This is a genomic window from Rhodococcus sp. MT28 (assembly GCF_058792695.1).
Window position 1 is genome coordinate 45448 of the sequence record NZ_JBXAFD010000011.1, and the last position, 17653, is coordinate 63100.

The window sequence follows — 17653 nt, forward strand, 5'->3', positions numbered from 1 at the left end:
ATTCGGTGCCCGAACTGCAATCAGCGAGATTTGACGGTCGAGTGGATTCCCTTCGATGAACCCCTTTCCACTGCGGACGGGGACATCAGCTATGAGCTGTGGTGTTCGGCCTGTAGGTGGATAGCTCTGGTGCAGGGCCCAGCGTTTCCAAGCGCCCCACAGGCCGAAGAAATGCCCCTACAGGACCGCAACAGTGAGGACTCATCCATGGGTTCCGGTGGCAATCCCAGCGGAAGAACTTCTCTCTCTTTGGGAAGTGGGGCGTTCCAGGTCTACGACGAGTCGATCTCGGATCGGCTTTCTGACTTTCTATCCCAGTACTTCGATCACCCTCGTATGTACTGCTTCGCTCAGGACTGGCGTGGCATCCAGTTCTTCATTCTCGACAAGCTGACTCAGAACGAACCTGAAACAATGGTTTACATTTACGATCCCGCCCGAGGCATCGCAGAGGAACTGCTACCGTACGGGCTTCTTCTGCTGAGAATCGCAGATGGAACCATCTTGAACGGCTGCGCACTGGACCGATTTGCCTTCTGGCTGCAGCGGGCCGGTTTGTCCAGCTTGGACGTCGGACAATGCATCACGCCGCGAGTCTTCGTGTTCTTGGGCGGGAGCGAAGAGGACTACGACACCGATCCGCGATCCGCCCTGCCCTACGTGTATGCATCCTTGAAGATGAAAAAGAAGCTGAGAGATAGTGGACTCAAAGACGCGGACATCCTCACCGAGGAATTCTTCAACGGTCCCAACGGATTTGGATGAACCCGCGTTCGACGAGGATATGTGCCGGTACTTCACGTGTTGAAGTATCGGCACGGCGACAGCGTCAAGTCGCCTCACGCTTCGCCCAGAACTATTCTCTCGATATGCATCTGACATTCGCGGCAACATACGACCCTGACGCCGACGCTTCATACATCTATGTGGCCTCCGACCGGGCGAACGGAGATGCGGTGCGCCAGCAGCACGTCGACTGTGATGGTTCTGACGGCCAGATCGTCCTCGACTTCGACAGAGACGGCAGGCTTCTCGGTATCGAACTACTCGGAGCCTTGTCCCTCCTGCACGCGTCCGCGCTCTCCCCGATCGACTAACCGGAGACCGGCCCCTAGATCTCTGCATCGAAGATGTCGGACCCGCGTACTACTCTGTACCCTGCGACGAGAATCAGGTCGCCACACTGACCAGACCGCAGCGAAAGCTGAGGTCCTGACCTGCAAGATCCTTGCAGGTCGGTCACATGTGGCGACCTGATCTTATGAATTCTGCCGGCTACCTCGCGGCTGGACGATCCGGCATCTTCAGCATGATCAGCTCCGCGCCGTCCTTGTAGCGGTACGCCCACTGGCCGTCCTTCGTCAGCACCGTGCCGGCCTGGCCCTCGTCCGGGGCCGGGCTCCACCCTCGAGTCTCATCCGGTTCTGTAGTCTCGCTCATTTCACTATTGTTTCAACCTCCGAAAATCGGCCGAAACCAGTACAAACCAGCGCACAGTGGAAGGTATGAGCGCCACCACCGGAAAACCAGTGCCGCCGATGCTCGCCACGCTCGGGCAGCCCCCGACAGGGGAGCGTTGGCGTATTAACTGAACTAAAAAATTGCATCATTGCAGGTCAGGGGCTGTGCTGATACTTTCCTCAGTATGTGCAGCGAGATGCGCCGGGCTGATCTTGCAGGGCTGGTCGTTCCCGACGTGGGGCGGCTGATTTCGACAGGTTCCGAAGCAGAGCCCTACCGGTTACTCGATGCGTCGGGTGAGGTAATCGACGCTGCGACACTATTTTTCGAGGAACTTCACGCGTGTGACCGGTCGTCGGCGACGATCCGATCGTACGGGCATGACTTGTTGCGGTGGTGGAGATTTCTCGCAGCGGTCGACGTGGGATGGGAGAGAGCCAGTCCCGCGGAGGGCCGTGATTTTGCGCGTTGGATGAAGATTGCGGATAAACCCAGGCGTGAACATTGGCGGAGGCGGGGCGAAAAAGTCTCCGGCACAACACCTGTAGGGGGCAATGCGGCCAAGAGTGGTCATTGGGTGGTCAACGAGGTCACCGGCAAGCCGCGGCAGGGACAGAAATTCTCCCCGGCCACTCGAGCGCACGCGGAAACGGTGTTGCGGGCGTTCTACGATTTTCAGATGAGCATCGGTGCTGGGCCGGTCGTCAATCCGTTCCCGGTGGATCGCTCGCCCCGCGCTTTTCGGTCGAACGCGCATCACGATCCGCAGGATCCGTTTCGTAACGAGCGGAAGGGGCGATACAGACCCAAGGTTCCGAAACGGATACCGAAGCGCATTCCCGATGATCGTTTCAACGAACTATTCGCGGCGTTGTCGTCTAACCGAGATCGGGCAATGTTGGCCTTCTGGGTTTCGACCGGTGCCCGCGCCGACGAGCTCCTGTCGATGTCCCAGCAGTGTGCGGATCCGGGCCAGCAATTGATCACCGTAATAAGGAAGGGGACCCGGGAGGTCCAACAGTTGCCGGCGTCGCCAGATGCATTCGTGTGGTTGCGGATCTATCAAGAAGAGGCATGGGGAAAGGATGCCCCTCGCGGCTGCGATCATCCCTTGTGGATGACGTTGCGAAGGCCGTGGCGGCAGCTGTCGTATTCGGGTGCGCGCGCGATGTTCTCACGGGCGCAGTCGATGTTGGGATCCAATTGGACCATTCACGACCTGCGCCACACCGCAGCCTTTCGGATGACGAGCGATCCTGACATGCCGTTGTCCGATGTGCAATGGATCCTGGGCCACGCGCACCTGACAACCACTCAGCTGTATCTGACCCCGAGCCGCGACGAAGTTTTCGCGCACGTCCGAGCCCACCATGCTCGATACACCGGCAACACCCAATCGATGCCCGCACCGCCAGCGCCGGGCTACAACCCGGCAGTGTTGGACGTACTTTTCGGAGGTCGACGCTGATGGTTTCTGCACGTGTCTCCAAAGTGCCTGCCAGTTGGAGCCTGAACGTCGATGCCCGCGAAGGTGCGAATCGCAGTGTCATCGACACACTCCTCGATCGGTATCCACCGCGTGTGGTGCCATCGTCGTGGAAGACGACTGAACTCGGCCGAGCGGCCGCCCTGAAGCGGGTGGAAGCACTCATGATCCGGGCTCCGGGTAGCGAGAGCTTTCAGCGCGATGCTGTCCGAGGTGCTGGGCTGCTTCTGCGGTGGCTGAATTCGTTTCCGGGAAAGAGCTGGCAAGGCCGCTGGAACGGCAGTGGCGTCGCCGAACACGGTCTCGGATGGGTTTCGATACCGGAAACGTGGCTGGACGAACAGGGAGTGCCATCGGTTCGGCCCACGGTCCTGACGCATGCCCTGATCGGATTGTTCGTCGCGGATCTGATTCGCCCCGATTTACGTTTCGTGGTCCAACTGCACCGGTCGCACTACTGGCGCGACTGGGCGGCAATCAGCCGAGATCCGAGAGGATTCGAGCGACTGGAGGCCGCGGCAGGTGCAGAGACTGCCCAAGCAATGCAAGGTCGAACTGCACGATGGCAGATCTCCATGTTGATCCTGTCCAAAGGCGGCGGCCTCTCCGACATCACCGTCGGTGACTGCGTCGAACTTCGCCAGGCGGAGCTCGCCGTATGTTCGAGAGGTAAAACGCGCTACCTCTTCTACAAACTTCTCCACGACATCGGGATCTTCCCACCAGACGCGCCACCGACTTTACGATTCGTCACGGTGTATCGAGGACAGAGCACCGTCGCAGAACTCGTCGATCGCTTCGACATCGCAAACGCCGACGTCCGGAATCTCCTCGTGGACTATCTGTCCGAACGTCACCCTTCGCTGGATTACACGACGCTCGACAATCTCTCACGACATTTGGCGCTGCATTTCTGGAAAAACCTGGAGACCACCCATCCCGGAATCAACTCGCTGCAACTCGACCGCGGCGTAGCCCAGGCATGGAAAGAACGCATGCATTGGAAGGTCAGCCGCCGCCGACTCCCCGACGGAACGTACGCCGAGACCCGTAGTCCACGAATGAACTACACCGACATGCTGACAGCTGTGCGCGCGTTCTATCTCGACCTGGCGGCGTGGGCAGCACTCGACCCCGCACGGTGGGCGAGGTGGGTAGTGCCGTGCCCGATCGGCCCAGGAGAGACGAGCGCGAAGAAAATCGGACGCCGACGCAAAGCACGCATGGATCAGCGCACACGAGAGCGACTACCTCGACTGCCAGAACTGGTGCGTATCGCAGAACAACGAGCCCATGACGCCAGGATGCTCCTCGAGGCCGCTGTTGCAGCATCGCCGGGCTCCAAATTCACCGTCCTCGGCAAGACCTACACCAAGTCGGACCCATGGTTGAAAGCAAGCGCTGACGGCATTCCGGTCATCTACGACTCCGAGGGACGAACCATCCGGCTCCGAGAAGCCGAGAACCGAGCATTCTGGGCTCTGGCAACTGTGGAAGTCCTGCGACACACAGGCGTTCGAATCGAAGAGATGCTCGAAATCAGCCATCACAGCATCACCCAATATCGATTACCCGCCACCGGAGAGCTCATCCCGCTACTGCAGATAGCACCCTCGAAGACAGACGAGGAACGCCTACTTGTGGTCAGCCCGGACCTCGCCGACATGCTGTCGACAATCGTGTCCCGAATACGCGGCGCGGACGGAGGAGTACCCCTTGTGCCTCTTTACGACCGGAACGAACGTATCTGGGTGGCCCCGGCCCCACTCTTGTTCCAATGGAAATGCGGTGGTCACCACCGCGCGGTATCCGCAGGTTTGATCCGCAATGCACTGACCGAACTCATCGATGCGGCAGGAGTGAAGGACGCAGCAGGCGAACCGCTGTACTTCCAGCCCCATGATCTGCGCCGAATCTTCGCTACCGACGCCATCATGAACGGCATGCCTCCGCATATCGCTCAAGTTCTGTTGGGGCACAAGGACATCAACACAACCATGGGATACAAAGCCATCTACCCGGAGGAAGCGATCAACGGTCACCGCGCCTTCATCTCGCGCCGACGTGCCCTCCGCCCGAGCGAGGAGTACCGCACCCCGACAGATACCGAATGGGATGAGTTTCTCGGACACTTCGAGCGCCGCAAACTCGCCCTCGGCGAATGCGGCCGCGCCTACGGCACCAGCTGCCAGCATGAACACAGTTGCATCCGGTGCCCTGTATTGCGTGTTGATCCCGCACAACGTTTCCGGCTCGTCGAGATACGCGACAACCTTGCTGCCCGAATTGCCGAGGCGGACAGCGAAGGCTGGATCGGTGAAGCAGAAGGTCTCCGCGTAAGCCTCGTGGCTACCGAGGAAAAGCTCGATCAGATCGATCGACGGGCCCGTCGTGCCGTTCAACTCAACATGCCCAGCTTCCCGGACATCGTCGCGCACATCGTCCAACCTCCTGCATGACGAGCATGAACCTGATTGGGATGAGCGTGCCGGATCGGGAACCTTCCGTGCCGGGTGCAGCAGCCGGTAGACGGATGGCAGGTGGTAGCGACCGAGAATTTCCGGTAGGCACTCTACTCTCTTGTGAGGGTAGAGTGCCTCTGTGTTTGTGCGCTGCCGAGCGAGGTGGCGTGCACAGGTAAATCCGATTCGTAGGCGTTGACAGCCTCGAAAATTACGTATTGATTCCGCGCTCGAACGTGGGCGGAATCGGATGGAGCAATGTGATGGCCCAGAACACGGGCGGTACGGCCCCGCAGGTGCGAGAGGCGGGGGAGGCGGGTACGTCTGTGCGTGCGGCGTTGCGTTCACCTCGCCGGCTCAAGATCGAGGTCCTTGCCGGACTGGTCGTCGCGCTCGCCTTGATCCCCGAGGCAATTTCTTTTTCCATCATCGCCGGGGTCGATCCGCGGATCGGGCTGTTCGCCTCGTTCACGATGGCGGTCACCATCTCGATCGTCGGGGGCCGCCCGGCGATGATCTCCGCCGCAACCGGTGCGATAGCCCTGGTCATTGCGCCGGTTGCGCGTGAGTACGGGATGGATTACTTCATCGCCACTGTCATCCTCGCCGGCATTTTCCAGGTGGCGCTCAGTGTTCTCGGTGTCGCCAAGTTGATGCGTTTCATCCCGCGCAGCGTGATGGTCGGGTTCGTCAACGCGCTGGCGATCTTGATCTTCACTTCGCAGCTGCCGCATCTGATCGGTGTGCCGGCTTTGGTGTATCCGATGGTCGGAGTCGGTTTGTTGGTGATGATTTTCCTGCCGCGGTTGACCTCGGTGGTGCCTGCGCCGCTCGTGGCGATCGTGCTGCTGACTGCGGCGACGGTGGTCTTCGCGTTGAACGTTCCCGACGTCGGGGACGAGGGCGAATTGCCGTCGAGCTTGCCGTCGTTGTTCTTTCCTGATGTGCCGTGGAACATGGAGACGCTGACGATCATTGCGCCGTATGCGCTGGCGATGGCGCTGGTCGGCCTCCTCGAATCGTTGATGACGGCGAAGTTGGTCGACGACATCACCGACACGCACTCGAACAAGACCCGCGAAGGGTGGGGGCAGGGTGTGGCGAACCTGGTCACCGGGTTCTTCGGCGGCATGGGCGGATGCGCGATGATCGGGCAGACGATGATCAACGTGAAGGTCTCCGGTGCCCGCACGCGCATCTCGACATTCCTGGCCGGTGTGTTCTTGCTGATCCTCGTCGTCGGACTCGGTGACGTCGTCGCGTTGATCCCGATGGGCGCTCTGGTTGCGGTGATGATCATGGTGTCTGTCGGAACCATGGATTGGCACAGTATCGATCCGCGCACCCTGAAGCTGATGCCCAAGAGTGAGACACTGGTGATGGTGGTGACGGTCGCTGCGACGGTGGGTACCCACAATTTGGCGATCGGCGTGATCTTGGGTGTGTTGACGGCGATGGTGATGTTCGCCCGCCGCGTCGCGCATCTGACGAATGTGGAGAAGGTGTCCGAAGCGGACACCAACGAGGACGGCCTGGTCGATACCCGCGTCTATCGGGTGACCGGGGAGCTGTTCTTCGCTTCGAGCAACGATCTGGTCTATCAGTTCGATTACGTCGACGATCCGGCGAACGTGATCATCGATCTCACCGGTGCCGATATCTGGGATGCCTCGACGGTCGCCACTCTCGATGCCATTCAGCACAAGTACGAAGCGAAGGGAAAGCACGTCGAGATCATCGGCCTCGACGGCGCCAGCCTCGAGCGGTTGGATCGGCTCTCCGGCAAGCTCGGTGGCGGTCACTGAGGCCAGCTCATCCTCACCGAAGGGGCCGTTTCTTCACCTGCTCACACGGGAGAAGGGACGGCTTCTTCCGCATCCTGACGGGATGCGGGAGCAGGGGCTGCATCGGAGCTGGTGCGGTCCCGGGTCGCAGCGACACGCACCGCGCACACGAAGAGGACGAGCGCTGTCAGGAGTTGGGCGTTTCCGATCACCTGCTGCGCAAGTTCACCAGCCCATCCCCCCGGGAACGTCCATCTCAGGACGAAATAGGGGCCGATGGCGAAAATTGTGACGGCAACGGCGATGAGGGGCCTCCACGATCGGTACTGCGGCGCCACCCCGAGGGGGATCAGCATGATGACGTACACCCAGTGGTGAGTGACCGCGATCGGTGCCGCGAGCAGCGACGCCAGCGCGACGACCCCGAGGGCGAGGACAGGTTCCCCGCTGCGCGTGAAGCGGTGCCCTGCGTAGGCTGCGGCGGCGATGATCATGGCGATGATCAGCAGCCAGATCGCATCTTTGAGCATGCCCTGGGCGCCGAGTCGGGCCAACAGTCCGGTGACGGCTTGGTTGCGGAAGAACTCGTGCGCACCGCCGCGGTCACTGCGGAAGAATTCCGTCGCCCAGAACCACACCGAATCCTTGGGCAGAAATACGAAACCGATACCGACGGTGACCAAGAATGCGCCGAGGGCGCGGGCGATCGAGGGTAGGTCTCGCCGCACGAGCAGGACGAGCCCGAAGGCAGCGGGAGTGATCTTGATGGCCGCGGCAATTCCGATGCCGATTCCTCTGAATCTGCGGGGCAGGGCGCCGCAGCAATCGGCGACGACCAACGCCATCAACGCGATGTTGACCTGCCCGAACCCGAGGTTCGAGCGCACCGGCTCGAGGACCAGCGCCACACCAGTCAGCGCCGCAGCCACAAGAGATGGCCGCGGTATCGACAATTGGCGCAGGACGACTTTCAGGATCCACCACACCAGCGCGATATTGATCGATGTCCATATCACCTGCAGGACAACGGGATCACTCCACGCCATCGGCGCGAAAATTATCGCCGCGAACGGCGAGTAGATGAACCGGAACCCGGACGAGCTCGGAAAATCTTCCGAATACAGCGGCAACCCTGATGTGAAAGCCAGTCCTGCGTCACGGAAGACGGACAGATCCATCAAATATCCGTTGACTGCGATGATCGAGTACGCGGCGACCACCGCAATCGAGAATGCGGTACCCATGGCAATGGTGACAGGTGCCCACCGGGGTGACGTCAGCGATGGAACAGGCAACGAACTGTCTCCTCGGATTTTCGCCGATCAACTCAGGACGGCAACTCTACCCGTACGTTACAGTAGAGTTTGGTGGCTCGCACCTCGCGTTCGGTCCGGCAGGTCTGGTCCGATGCGGGTGCTCGCTAGAGTGGTCACCGAGCGCGGGCGCAAACATCTGCCCGTCATTCAAGGCCGGGTAGATGGATGTGGAGGTGCACCGATGGGTGACGACGACGGCATGCATATGCAGATTGGGCAGGTCGCGCACCGCACCGAGTTGTCCATCCGCACCGTGCGGCATTACGACGACGTCGGATTGGTCGTTCCCTCGGAGAGAAGCGTCGGCGGTTTCCGTCTCTACACCGAAGCCGATGTCGAACGCCTACTGGTTATTCGGCGTATGAAGCCACTCGGATTCACCCTCGCCGAAATGAAAGGCCTACTCGATGCGCTCGACGTCGTCAACGACGACTCGGCTACCGAGAAAGAGCGCTCCGAGGCGGAGGACTTCATCAACGAATGCCACGGCAAGGCCTCGGAGAGCTGCACCACGCTGCGGCGGCAATTGGCGTACGCCGAGGAACTGACCGAACTGCTCGCAGCGCGAAGCGCGACCTCGGGTTCATCGTCGCCGGCATCTCTCTGATCCGGGAGCGCGCCGGCGGAGTAGGCCCCGCACCAGTGCGGGTCGAGGCTCTCCGTCCAGATATTCGGATGGCCTCCGGTCTGTGAACTATTATTGCGCACTTGATATTCCGGCGATTCGACACGGCTGAATTGCGGTGACAGGCGAGCGCTAGGCGCCGGTAGCTCCTGTCGAACCGTGGGGAACGCTCCAGAATCTCGCCTCGTCGATGGTGACCTCGATCAGCGCCGCCCCGGTGGTCCCGCGAGGGAGCCACGGGGCAAGCCTGCTGTGCCAGTGCTCGGCCACACTGTTGTAGTTGGTGGTGAAATCCGCAGTACCAGTGAGGGATACGGAACTGTTCGCCGATGTGAACGATATGTTGACCGCCGATCTCGCGGCGATGTGGGAGATGATGCGCGAGTTCGTCGGAGCAAGGAAGAACAAAGTTCCGCCGAAATCGCCCATACGCAAGGCCATCGGCCTGCTGATCAACCGGTTCTGATCGTCGACGGTCGTGACCATCACCGTGTCCAGTGTGCGCAACAGTGCGTGAAGTTTCTCCACATTCTCCGCCGCCATCGTTGTCCCCTTCGGTCACGGTCATGCGCAGCAGCTGCGCCCAGTACTGCAAGAACGTGGATGCGGGTTACCCACATGCCCCGATCTTTCTTCACGGCACGGTGGGGCGCGTCACACTATTTTGCCTATCCGGTAACCAAACTCTACCATTCCGTAAGAGTAGGGTTCGCCGTTCTCGGTCAACCCCGTCGCCTGTCCAGGCGGCCGCGGCCAGGAGATTCCCAGGTTTGCCGCACGCATCCCCGGCGCACGACGCGCCACCCCAGCCGAGTAGGAACTCTCCTGCTCACACGTGAACGGAGCATCGTGGCAGCACATGCCTCACCACCCTCGACCATTCGGGACGCACAGATGACCGCACCGACGGTCATGAGCGCCTTGCGATCACCGCGACTACTCAAAACCGAGGTCCTCGCCGGATTGGTCGTTGCCCTCGCCTTGATTCCCGAGGCAATCGCGTTCTCCATCATCGCCGGCGTAGACCCCCGTGTGGGGCTGTTCGCATCCTTCGTCATGGCCGTCTCCATCGCATTCCTCGGAGGCCGCCCGGCAATGATCTCCGCCGCTACCGGTGCGATAGCCCTGGTCATTGCGCCGGTTGCACGTGAATACGGACTGGATTACTTCATCGCCACCGTCATCCTGGCCGGCATCTTTCAGATCGCCTTCGGTGTCCTCGGTGTTGCCAAGTTGATGCGTTTCATCCCGCGCAGCGTGATGATCGGTTTCGTCAACGCACTGGCGATCTTGATCTTCACCTCCCAATTCCCACACCTGATCGGTGTCCCCGCCATGGTGTATCCGATGGTCGGAGTCGGATTGCTGGTGATGATCCTGCTCCCCAAACTCACCACCGCAGTACCGGCACCACTGGTGGCGATCGTGCTGCTGACCGCGGCGACGGTGGTCTTCGCGTTGAACGTCCCCGACGTCGGGGACGAGGGCGAATTGCCGTCGAGCCTGCCGTCGCTGTTCTTTCCTGATGTGCCGCTCACCGTCGACACCTTCACCATCATCGCTCCCTACGCGCTGGCGATGGCGCTGGTCGGCCTCCTCGAATCGCTGATGACGGCGAAGTTGGTCGACGACATCACCGACACGCACTCGAACAAGACCCGCGAAGGGTGGGCGCAGGGAGTATCGAACGTCCTGACCGGATTCTTCGGTGGCATGGGTGGTTGCGCGATGGTCGGCCAGACCATGATCAACGTCAAAGCATCCGGCGCCCGCACCCGCATCTCGACGTTCCTGGCCGGAGTGTTCTTGCTGATCCTCGTCGTCGGACTCGGTGACGTCGTCGCCTTGATCCCGATGGCCGCGCTCGCAGCGGTGATGATCATGGTCTCCGTCGGAACCATGGACTGGCACAGTGTGCACCCGAAGACCCTGCGCCGCATGCCGCGTAGCGAAACCCTCGTCATGGCCGCCACCGTGATCGTCACCGTCACCACACACAACCTCGCCTACGGCGTGATCGTCGGTGTGCTGACGGCGATGGTGATGTTCGCCCGCCGCGTCGCGCATCTGACGAATGTGGAGAAGGTGTCCGAAGCGGACACCAACGAGGACGGACTCGTCGATACCCGCGTCTATCGGGTGACCGGGGAGCTGTTCTTCGCTTCGAGCAACGATCTGGTCTATCAGTTCGACTACGTCGACGATCCGGCGAACGTGATCATCGACCTCACCGGTGCCGACATCTGGGATGCCTCGACGGTCGCCACTCTCGATGCCATTCAGCACAAGTACGAAGCGAAGGGAAAGCACGTCGAGATCATCGGTCTCGACGGCGCCAGCCTCGAGCGTCACCGAGGGCTCAGCGGCACCCTCACTTCATCGCATTGAGATGGGTGGACGCCGTCTGCGCTCGGTTATCACCTAATTGTGCTGTAGCGCAACGAATTATGGTGGTACTTCACGTCTGGTTCTCGCCGTGTTGTCGAGAAACCGGAACTCGCCACCCGGCGGGCCCCCGTTCGCGGCGGTCGGTGAAATGGCACCAGGACGCTCCGGACCCTCGATAAACCTACTGTAACGTAAGAGTAAAGTTGTGGCGGGTGTTCGACCGCCGCCAAGTCCATGAGAGTCACGTCCGCCCAACACCATCGAGGAGAAAGATCCGGTGCACCGAATCAACGACGGAACCATCGAACCGAAATCGGGCGATACGGCAGCGCACACAGGGCGGGTGGACTGGGTCGACCTGGCGAAAGGGATCAGCATCGCGTTGGTCGTCCTCCTGCACAGCACCAACTTTCTCGTCACCCGCGGGTTGGCCGCAGGGATCTGGAACGACATCAACGCTGTTGCGGAACCGATTCGGATGCCCTTGTTCTTCCTCACCGCCGGCCTCTTCGCACACAAAGTGACATCACTGCCGTGGGCAACGGTGATCCGGCGGCGAGTCCTGCCTCTGGCATACCTCTACCTCATGTGGACGGTTCTGCGCTTCGTGTTCTTCAGCGCCTTTCCGGCCACCGCAGGAACCGACGAAACCTCGAGCCCACTGAACTTGATCACTGCGCTGGTCGTACCGACCAGCGGGTTGTGGTTCCTCTACGCACTCGCGGTGTACACGGTGCTCACGAAAGCACTCGGCGGAATCGACTATCGAGTCCAACTGCTCGGTGCGATCGCGTTGGCCTTCACCGCTCCCAGCATCGGAGGCGTCGACTGGACCTGGGGAAACATGATGGAACTCTTCCTCTTCTTCCTCGCCGGAGCGCACCTGCAACAGATGATCCGCGCCGCCGCCGCATCGACGACGATGACACGTCTCGCGCTCTCCGGCACCGCATTCGCGCTCGCGTACGCCCTGCACGTCAATGGGTACATCACCTCGGTCGGCGCCGCGACGATCACCCTGAGCGCCTTGGGTCTGTTCGTCGGCATCACTCTCACATCGCAACTGCAGGCACTGCGGATATTCGCCCCCTTCAGAAAGCTCGGAACACTCACCTTGCCGGTGTACCTCATGCACGAAGTACTTCTCGGCATCATCGTGGTCGCCGCTGTTCACGCAGGCTTCGATTTCACCCGTAACGCGCTGTTGGTGTTCGGCCCCCTCCTGGTAGCCACCGTTGCAGTCGGTGGATCCCTGGCGATTCACGCAGCGCTGACCTCCGCCGGACAACGATGGCTCTTCGTCATGCCGCGCCGGAGCACCTCATGACACCTTCGTCGTACATGTTCCCCCAGCCCCCACGCCGGAAAGCGCAAACGTGACCTCGGCACTGACCATCCTCTCCCAAGCCCTCGTGTACGCCCTGCCGCAGCGCTGGATCGCGAGGCTTCTGCGCTACCCCGAAGCCGTGAAATTCCTCCTGATCGCAACAGCGGGCACCATGGCCACGACGACACTGTTTTCGATCCTGAAATGGACGGCGCTCACAGACAATCCGGTCACAGCGCACATGCTCGCCGCACTGATCTCCGCCGTGTACGCATACATCCTGTGCCTGGCATGGTCGTTCGCCGACATCGATCATGCAAGCGGAGGACGCTGGGCAGCAACCTTTTTCGCCCTCATGGCAGTCTCCATCACTCTCGGTGCCATTCCCCTCTGGATTGCCCGATACCACCTGGAATTGAGGGAACCCCACGTGCATGCCCTCACTGAAACCGCAAGCGATTTCGTCGCGAGCACCGTGGTCGGTGCCTTTCTCTCGACGTGGTTCCTCTGGCACGCGTGGCAGCGAGTTCGCTCGACTTCGGCCGCGGACTTCGACGCCGCTGCCGTCCCGGCGACGGAGAGGCTCGACCCACCGGCCTGACCACCCATCCGCCACCTCACCGGAAACCACTCCAGGTGTGAACTCATGAAAGTGACGGCATGACCATCACATCCGATGCATCGACCCGCCTCCACGCACTCAGCGAATGGATCAACGACCATCCCACCGCCACGTTCGTGGTTTTGTTCGTCCTTGCCGTACTGCTGGTAGTCCTCGCAGTATGGGCAATCTTTCGCTGAATCACCTCAGCTGGCCCCGCAGCCCAGGGGTTCGTCGAGCGTAGATGCCGGCACTGCAGTTGTAATCAGGTGGCAGGCTCGGTGATCGTTGCTGGTGGAACCGCGAAGAGGCGATCGAGGTGGTAGGTGATTACTTCGGTGGCTCGATCTATGGAGCGCTGACCGACCAGGATGCTCGTGCCCAGACCGTTGACCAGTGCCACCAGGCGTGCAGCCTCAATCGCCGCGTCACAGTCGACAAGTTCGTCGGCATCCGCCGCGCGTTGCAGTGCTTCGGTGAGTTGGCGCTCCAGTCGGTCGATGCCGCTGATGGACGGATGCCGTGCAACCTGAGTATTGGTCATCGCGAGAACCGCGTAGGACATCCACACCAGATGAAACATGCTGCTGGGTTCGTCGGTTGGCAACGCTTCGGCCGCGAACGCATCGATGATCGATCGTGGTGGCGGAGGACTCGGAAGATCGGCCAGTCGTTGTGCCCATCGCTCCTGGCTACTTTGTTCCAGATGTTGGAGAGCGCCGACCAGGAGCTCCTCTTTGCTGGTGAAGTAGTACTGCACCAACCGCAGCGACACACCGGCTTCGGCGGCGACGGATCTCATTGTTACCGCATGCAGACCGTCTCGATTGGCGGCACGAACAAGCGCCTCGGCAATTTCTGCACGGCGCCGGGTGGGGTCGGGTCTGCGTGGCACCGTGAAATCTCCCTGCATGTGTCGAACCGATCCTGGTACAGCCGTAGATGATACGTCTGTACCGCTTGTCTTGTGCTCGGAAACTGTGGCTCCGCGAGGGCTCCCTGTGTCGGAGGTAGAGCCGGAACTCGACATCTGCAAAAACTCACCTTGGTACGTTTGTATAAGATACAGATGTACCAAGTTTTGGGGAGTGGCCTATGCCTCGAAGTCCGATGAACACCACGCTCGTCGAGGAAAACCGACATCGCTCCGCGAGCATCGCACTCGCAGTGGTGTGTGCCGCGCAGTTCATGGTTGTTCTTGATATCTCGGTGGTGAATGTTGCTCTGCCGTCCATCCGCGAGAGTCTTGGGTTCGACGCTGGCGGACTGGCATGGGTAGTGAATGCCTACGCATTGACCTTTGCGGGCTTCCTGCTGCTCGGTGGCCGTCTGGCGGATCTTCTCGGGCGCCGACGGGTCTTTTTGATCGGCTTGGCAGTGTTTTCCGGAGCAAGCCTCGCCGGTGGCCTCGTAAATTCGGCGTCTCTTCTCGTCGTGGCCAGGGCGGTTCAAGGCTTGGGTGCTGCAATCCTCGCTCCAGCGACGCTGACTATTCTGACCGCCACATTCCCCGAAGGCCCCCGCCGCACTCGTGCACTGGCCACCTGGACAGCGGTGGGCATCGCAGGCGGCACAGCAGGAAATTTGGTGGGAGGTATCCTCACCGAATATCTGACATGGCGGTCGACGCTGCTGATCAATGTGCCGATCGGGATGGCTGCAGTGCTGCTGACTGTTCGCTATATTGCCGCTGATCGTCCCTCTGGGCCGCGTCCACGACTGGACTTCGCTGGAGCAGTCTTGGCGACAGCAGGTCTCGGATCCTTGGCTTACGGTATCGCCCAGGCTGCAGATGATGGTTGGTCGGCAAACTCGACCATCTCTGGCATTGCGATTGGCGTATCGCTCCTGATCGCTTTCGTCGTCGTCGAAAAATGGGTGACATCGTCACCTCTGATACCGCTGCATATCTTTCGGAACAGGGCAGTCTCCATCGGCAATGTGATCATGCTGCTGGCTGGAGCATGCCTGAACCCGATGTGGTACTTCCTGACTCTGTCCATGCAGAATGTTCTCGGCTACAGCCCCGTACAAACAGGTCTGGCCTTTCTGCCTCATACCATTGTCGCGATAGCTATCGGGGTGGGGCTGACTCCCTGGATGATGGGCAGAATTGACGGCCGCTTTCTCATTGCATCCGGATCGATCGTGGCTGCTGCAGGATTCTGGTTACAAGCCCAACTCGATACCGACAGCGGTTATGTGCAGGGAATCCTTCTGCCCGCCATCATCTTCAGCGTCGGGAGTGGAATACTGAACACTCCCATCACTGCTGCTGTCACCTCAGGAATCCCCGCCGCCGACGCGGGTGCTGCCTCAGGGCTGATGAATACCACCAAACAGATCGGCGGCGCGCTCGGGCTCTCCGTCCTGGTCACTTATGCAGCTACGAGCAGTCTCGACAAGGACGACCTTCTGGCCTCGTATAACGGTGCGTTCTACGCCATTGCGGCAATCATGATCGTGACGGCACTCTGTGCGCTGGCCTTACCGGCGCACAGGGACCACGCAGAATGAAACCTCTACCCCGCCAAAGATATACAGCTGAGGTCGAGAACTGATCGCGTGCTGTCCGGTTTTGTGAGATATGACGTGCTGGCCTTGGGAGGCACCGTCACCAGTCTCGGCAAATTTGTTATCTGCCTCTCCTCCTGGCATCCGCCCAAGTCGCTGAGCGACTAGGGCCGAACTCTCACCGCTACGACTGCGGTGAAACCCCGCGAAAACTCCGCCCATTGGGCGCCCTCGACAGATGAGCCGAGCAGATATAGAAAAAATTCCCCAGTTCGACCAGGCGTCGCTACGCACTAGTTCAGATAAGGGCCTTCGAATCGAAATGGGATGGCCAAAGAGCCATCACCACAACAGGTTCCGAGTCGCCCGTGCTCTGGTCGCGCAACGATAACAACATCAGCGCATCGTTCCCCGAGATCGTGGACGCGCTCCGCTCTGTGCTCGATCACCGCAAAACCGTCCTCGACGGGGAAATCGTCGCACTCGGACCGGACGGTGTCCCGTCCTTCTCCCTGTTGCAACGACGAATGCACGTCCTGCGGCCCACCGCTCAGCTCCGCAACGAGGTCGCAACCTCGTACTACGTGTTCGACGTCCTCGACATCGACGGCACCTCGTGTGATCCTCGAACGCACCCCACGCGAAGAACCGGACGACGAGCCCCAGCGTCAACTCAGATCTGTCAAATGGGGATTGCTGCCGGCCTGGGCGAAAGACCGGAAAATGGCATCCAAGCTCATCAATGCCCGCAGCGAAACCGTCACCGAGAAACCATCATTCAGAAGCAGTGCATCCAAACGGCGCGCCATCATTCCGGCCAATGGATACTACGAGTGGATGAAAAGTGAAGCAGGGTCGAAGATTCCATACTTTCTCCACGGAGAAAGCGACGTGATCGCAATGGCTGGACTCTACGAGTTGTGGCCCGATCCTGAACTGCCAGAAGACGATCCAAACAAGTGGGTATGGACCTGTACAGTTTTGACTCGACCAGCAACAGATGCCTCGGGCCACATACACGACAGATCTCCGCTGATCCTCCCAGAGACATTCTGGGAGCACTGGCTCGACCCGAACCTCACCGACAAAGGTGAGGTCCAGGCCATGATCAACTCGGTTCCGGAGCCGCATCTCGAGCCCTACGAAGTCTCGACTGCGGTGAACAGCCCTCGCAACAACAACCCGTCACTCTTGGAGCCGGTCTGACCACACGTCCATTGGCGCACAACGCGACCGGCAACTGTCGTCTGGCCGCGGTGAGCCGACGGTCACCGCGGAGAGTCGTGGAGCCGAAACAGAGCTGCCGCTTCGAGCCCATCCTGCAGGTACTCGTACTCCCCCACCAGCGCTAAGCACAGAGTCAGCTCGTCGAGGTCCGATCCAGCATTGAGCAACGCGCGGAGGGCCGCGTCATCTCCGCGTACCGGTTGCCCGAGAAGGTCTTCCGAAGCCTGCTCAAGGAAGTCCGCGAGGGAGGAGAGCGCTGAATTCGGCTCCCTGGACGAACCCGGTGCAAGGACGAAAGGCACAACGCGTGTCGGATCATGGCCAACAGCTCTCCACCTCCCGGACTCGTATCCGTAGGCGAAGTTCAGGATTTCATCGTTGCTGGCGGTTTCGAGCCACCAGGGTTCGGCACCGTGATCACACAAGACGGCGCGGCCGCCCTCCACAGCAGGATCAGGGCTG

General features: G+C 60.5%; 17 protein-coding genes and 2 pseudogenes. 14 read left to right on the forward strand and 5 right to left on the reverse strand.

Annotation, left to right across the window (positions count from 1 at the left end; translation table 11 throughout):
* Nucleotides 1–30 precede the first annotated feature (30 nt).
* Nucleotides 31–765, forward strand: coding sequence for a hypothetical protein (locus AC1Q6C_RS28565; protein ID WP_492666924.1), 735 nt, complete (start codon nt 31–33; stop codon nt 763–765).
* A 104-nt stretch (nt 766–869) separates the two neighbouring features.
* Nucleotides 870–1097 carry a DUF2283 domain-containing protein gene (locus tag AC1Q6C_RS28570; RefSeq protein WP_019749988.1) on the forward strand — a complete coding sequence of 76 codons (228 nt, stop codon included), beginning with the start codon at nt 870–872 and terminating at the stop codon, nt 1095–1097.
* Nucleotides 1098–1275: 178 nt separating this feature from the next.
* On the opposite strand, the gene AC1Q6C_RS28575 is transcribed toward AC1Q6C_RS28570, so the two are convergent.
* Nucleotides 1276–1440, reverse strand: coding sequence for a hypothetical protein (locus AC1Q6C_RS28575; protein WP_019749989.1), 165 nt, complete (start codon nt 1438–1440; stop codon nt 1276–1278).
* A gap of 217 nt (nt 1441–1657) precedes the next feature.
* Between AC1Q6C_RS28575 and AC1Q6C_RS28580 the strand changes: the two are divergent.
* From AC1Q6C_RS28580 to AC1Q6C_RS28595, 4 genes and pseudogenes are all read left to right on the forward strand, one after another.
* Nucleotides 1658–1936: pseudogene (locus AC1Q6C_RS28580) on the forward strand (site-specific integrase); the annotation flags it as partial.
* A 204-nt stretch (nt 1937–2140) separates the two neighbouring features.
* Nucleotides 2141–2929: a tyrosine-type recombinase/integrase gene (locus AC1Q6C_RS28585; RefSeq protein WP_492666934.1), complete on the forward strand. Its 789-nt coding sequence runs from the start codon at nt 2141–2143 to the stop codon at nt 2927–2929.
* Nucleotides 2929–5406: a tyrosine-type recombinase/integrase gene (locus tag AC1Q6C_RS28590; protein WP_492666925.1), complete on the forward strand. Its 2478-nt coding sequence runs from the start codon at nt 2929–2931 to the stop codon at nt 5404–5406. The genes AC1Q6C_RS28585 and AC1Q6C_RS28590 overlap by 1 nt, the downstream gene beginning before the upstream one ends.
* A 266-nt stretch (nt 5407–5672) precedes the next feature.
* Complete coding sequence (locus AC1Q6C_RS28595) at nt 5673–7214, forward strand: SulP family inorganic anion transporter (protein ID WP_037131624.1); 1542 nt, start codon at nt 5673–5675, stop codon at nt 7212–7214.
* 41 nt (nt 7215–7255) lie between these two features.
* Here the strand turns inward: AC1Q6C_RS28595 and AC1Q6C_RS28600 are convergent, their stop codons facing one another.
* Nucleotides 7256–8437: a glycosyltransferase 87 family protein gene (locus tag AC1Q6C_RS28600; RefSeq protein WP_492666935.1), complete on the reverse strand. Its 1182-nt coding sequence runs from the start codon at nt 8435–8437 to the stop codon at nt 7256–7258.
* Nucleotides 8438–8690: 253 nt separating this feature from the next.
* On the opposite strand from AC1Q6C_RS28600, the gene AC1Q6C_RS28605 reads away from it, so the two are divergent.
* Entirely contained in the window at nt 8691–9116 is a 426-nt protein-coding gene (locus tag AC1Q6C_RS28605) for a MerR family transcriptional regulator (protein WP_003944676.1), read from the forward strand.
* A 150-nt stretch (nt 9117–9266) separates the two neighbouring features.
* On the opposite strand, the gene AC1Q6C_RS28610 is transcribed toward AC1Q6C_RS28605, so the two are convergent.
* Nucleotides 9267–9677 carry a pyridoxamine 5'-phosphate oxidase family protein gene (locus tag AC1Q6C_RS28610; protein WP_492666926.1) on the reverse strand — a complete coding sequence of 137 codons (411 nt, stop codon included), beginning with the start codon at nt 9675–9677 and terminating at the stop codon, nt 9267–9269.
* A gap of 351 nt (nt 9678–10028) precedes the next feature.
* Here AC1Q6C_RS28610 and AC1Q6C_RS28615 point away from each other — a divergent pair, with 351 nt between their 5' ends.
* From AC1Q6C_RS28615 to AC1Q6C_RS28630, 4 genes are all read left to right on the forward strand, one after another.
* Nucleotides 10029–11522, forward strand: coding sequence for a SulP family inorganic anion transporter (locus AC1Q6C_RS28615; protein ID WP_011331654.1), 1494 nt, complete (start codon nt 10029–10031; stop codon nt 11520–11522).
* A gap of 277 nt (nt 11523–11799) precedes the next feature.
* Nucleotides 11800–12849 (forward strand): acyltransferase family protein, encoded by a 1050-nt coding sequence (locus tag AC1Q6C_RS28620; RefSeq protein WP_003944632.1) that lies wholly within the window; start codon nt 11800–11802, stop codon nt 12847–12849.
* Between the two features lie 49 nt (nt 12850–12898).
* Nucleotides 12899–13450, forward strand: a complete 552-nt coding sequence (locus AC1Q6C_RS28625) for a GtrA family protein (RefSeq protein WP_003944671.1) — start codon at nt 12899–12901, stop codon at nt 13448–13450.
* A 59-nt stretch (nt 13451–13509) separates the two neighbouring features.
* Complete coding sequence (locus AC1Q6C_RS28630) at nt 13510–13650, forward strand: hypothetical protein (protein ID WP_003944648.1); 141 nt, start codon at nt 13510–13512, stop codon at nt 13648–13650.
* Between the two features lie 65 nt (nt 13651–13715).
* Here AC1Q6C_RS28630 and AC1Q6C_RS28635 read toward each other — a convergent pair whose 3' ends face one another.
* A complete protein-coding gene (locus AC1Q6C_RS28635; protein WP_011331653.1) occupies nt 13716–14345 on the reverse strand; it encodes a TetR/AcrR family transcriptional regulator in 630 nt (209 codons plus the stop codon).
* A 200-nt stretch (nt 14346–14545) separates the two neighbouring features.
* On the opposite strand from AC1Q6C_RS28635, the gene AC1Q6C_RS28640 reads away from it, so the two are divergent.
* The 3 genes and pseudogenes from AC1Q6C_RS28640 to AC1Q6C_RS28650 all read left to right on the forward strand — a co-directional run bounded on the left by AC1Q6C_RS28640 (nt 14546) and on the right by AC1Q6C_RS28650 (nt 17170).
* A complete protein-coding gene (locus AC1Q6C_RS28640; RefSeq protein ID WP_492666927.1) occupies nt 14546–15967 on the forward strand; it encodes an MFS transporter in 1422 nt (473 codons plus the stop codon).
* Nucleotides 15968–16332: 365 nt separating this feature from the next.
* A pseudogene (locus tag AC1Q6C_RS28645) lies at nt 16333–16527 on the forward strand (ATP-dependent DNA ligase); the annotation flags it as partial.
* Nucleotides 16460–17170, forward strand: coding sequence for an SOS response-associated peptidase (locus tag AC1Q6C_RS28650; RefSeq protein WP_492666928.1), 711 nt, complete (start codon nt 16460–16462; stop codon nt 17168–17170). The pseudogene AC1Q6C_RS28645 and the gene AC1Q6C_RS28650, both read left to right, overlap by 68 nt.
* Nucleotides 17171–17232: 62 nt before the next feature.
* Here AC1Q6C_RS28650 and AC1Q6C_RS28655 read toward each other — a convergent pair whose 3' ends face one another.
* Nucleotides 17233–17637 (reverse strand): hypothetical protein, encoded by a 405-nt coding sequence (locus tag AC1Q6C_RS28655; protein ID WP_492666929.1) that lies wholly within the window; start codon nt 17635–17637, stop codon nt 17233–17235.
* Nucleotides 17638–17653 lie beyond the last annotated feature (16 nt).

Excerpts from the sequence above, each read along its gene's own strand:
- AC1Q6C_RS28630 (WP_003944648.1), top strand. The coding sequence starts at position 13,510 with ATGACCATCACATCCGATGCATCGACCCGCCTCCACGCACTCAGCGAA.
- AC1Q6C_RS28600 (WP_492666935.1), bottom strand. The coding sequence starts at position 8,437 with ATGGGTACCGCATTCTCGATTGCGGTGGTCGCCGCGTACTCGATCATC.
- AC1Q6C_RS28590 (WP_492666925.1), top strand. The coding sequence starts at position 2,929 with ATGGTTTCTGCACGTGTCTCCAAAGTGCCTGCCAGTTGGAGCCTGAAC.
- AC1Q6C_RS28585 (WP_492666934.1), top strand. The coding sequence starts at position 2,141 with ATGAGCATCGGTGCTGGGCCGGTCGTCAATCCGTTCCCGGTGGATCGC.
- AC1Q6C_RS28640 (WP_492666927.1), top strand. The coding sequence starts at position 14,546 with ATGCCTCGAAGTCCGATGAACACCACGCTCGTCGAGGAAAACCGACAT.
- AC1Q6C_RS28615 (WP_011331654.1), top strand. The coding sequence starts at position 10,029 with ATGACCGCACCGACGGTCATGAGCGCCTTGCGATCACCGCGACTACTC.
- AC1Q6C_RS28575 (WP_019749989.1), bottom strand. The coding sequence starts at position 1,440 with ATGAGCGAGACTACAGAACCGGATGAGACTCGAGGGTGGAGCCCGGCC.
- AC1Q6C_RS28595 (WP_037131624.1), top strand. The coding sequence starts at position 5,673 with ATGGCCCAGAACACGGGCGGTACGGCCCCGCAGGTGCGAGAGGCGGGG.
- AC1Q6C_RS28570 (WP_019749988.1), top strand. The coding sequence starts at position 870 with ATGCATCTGACATTCGCGGCAACATACGACCCTGACGCCGACGCTTCA.
- AC1Q6C_RS28610 (WP_492666926.1), bottom strand. The coding sequence starts at position 9,677 with ATGGCGGCGGAGAATGTGGAGAAACTTCACGCACTGTTGCGCACACTG.
- AC1Q6C_RS28605 (WP_003944676.1), top strand. The coding sequence starts at position 8,691 with ATGGGTGACGACGACGGCATGCATATGCAGATTGGGCAGGTCGCGCAC.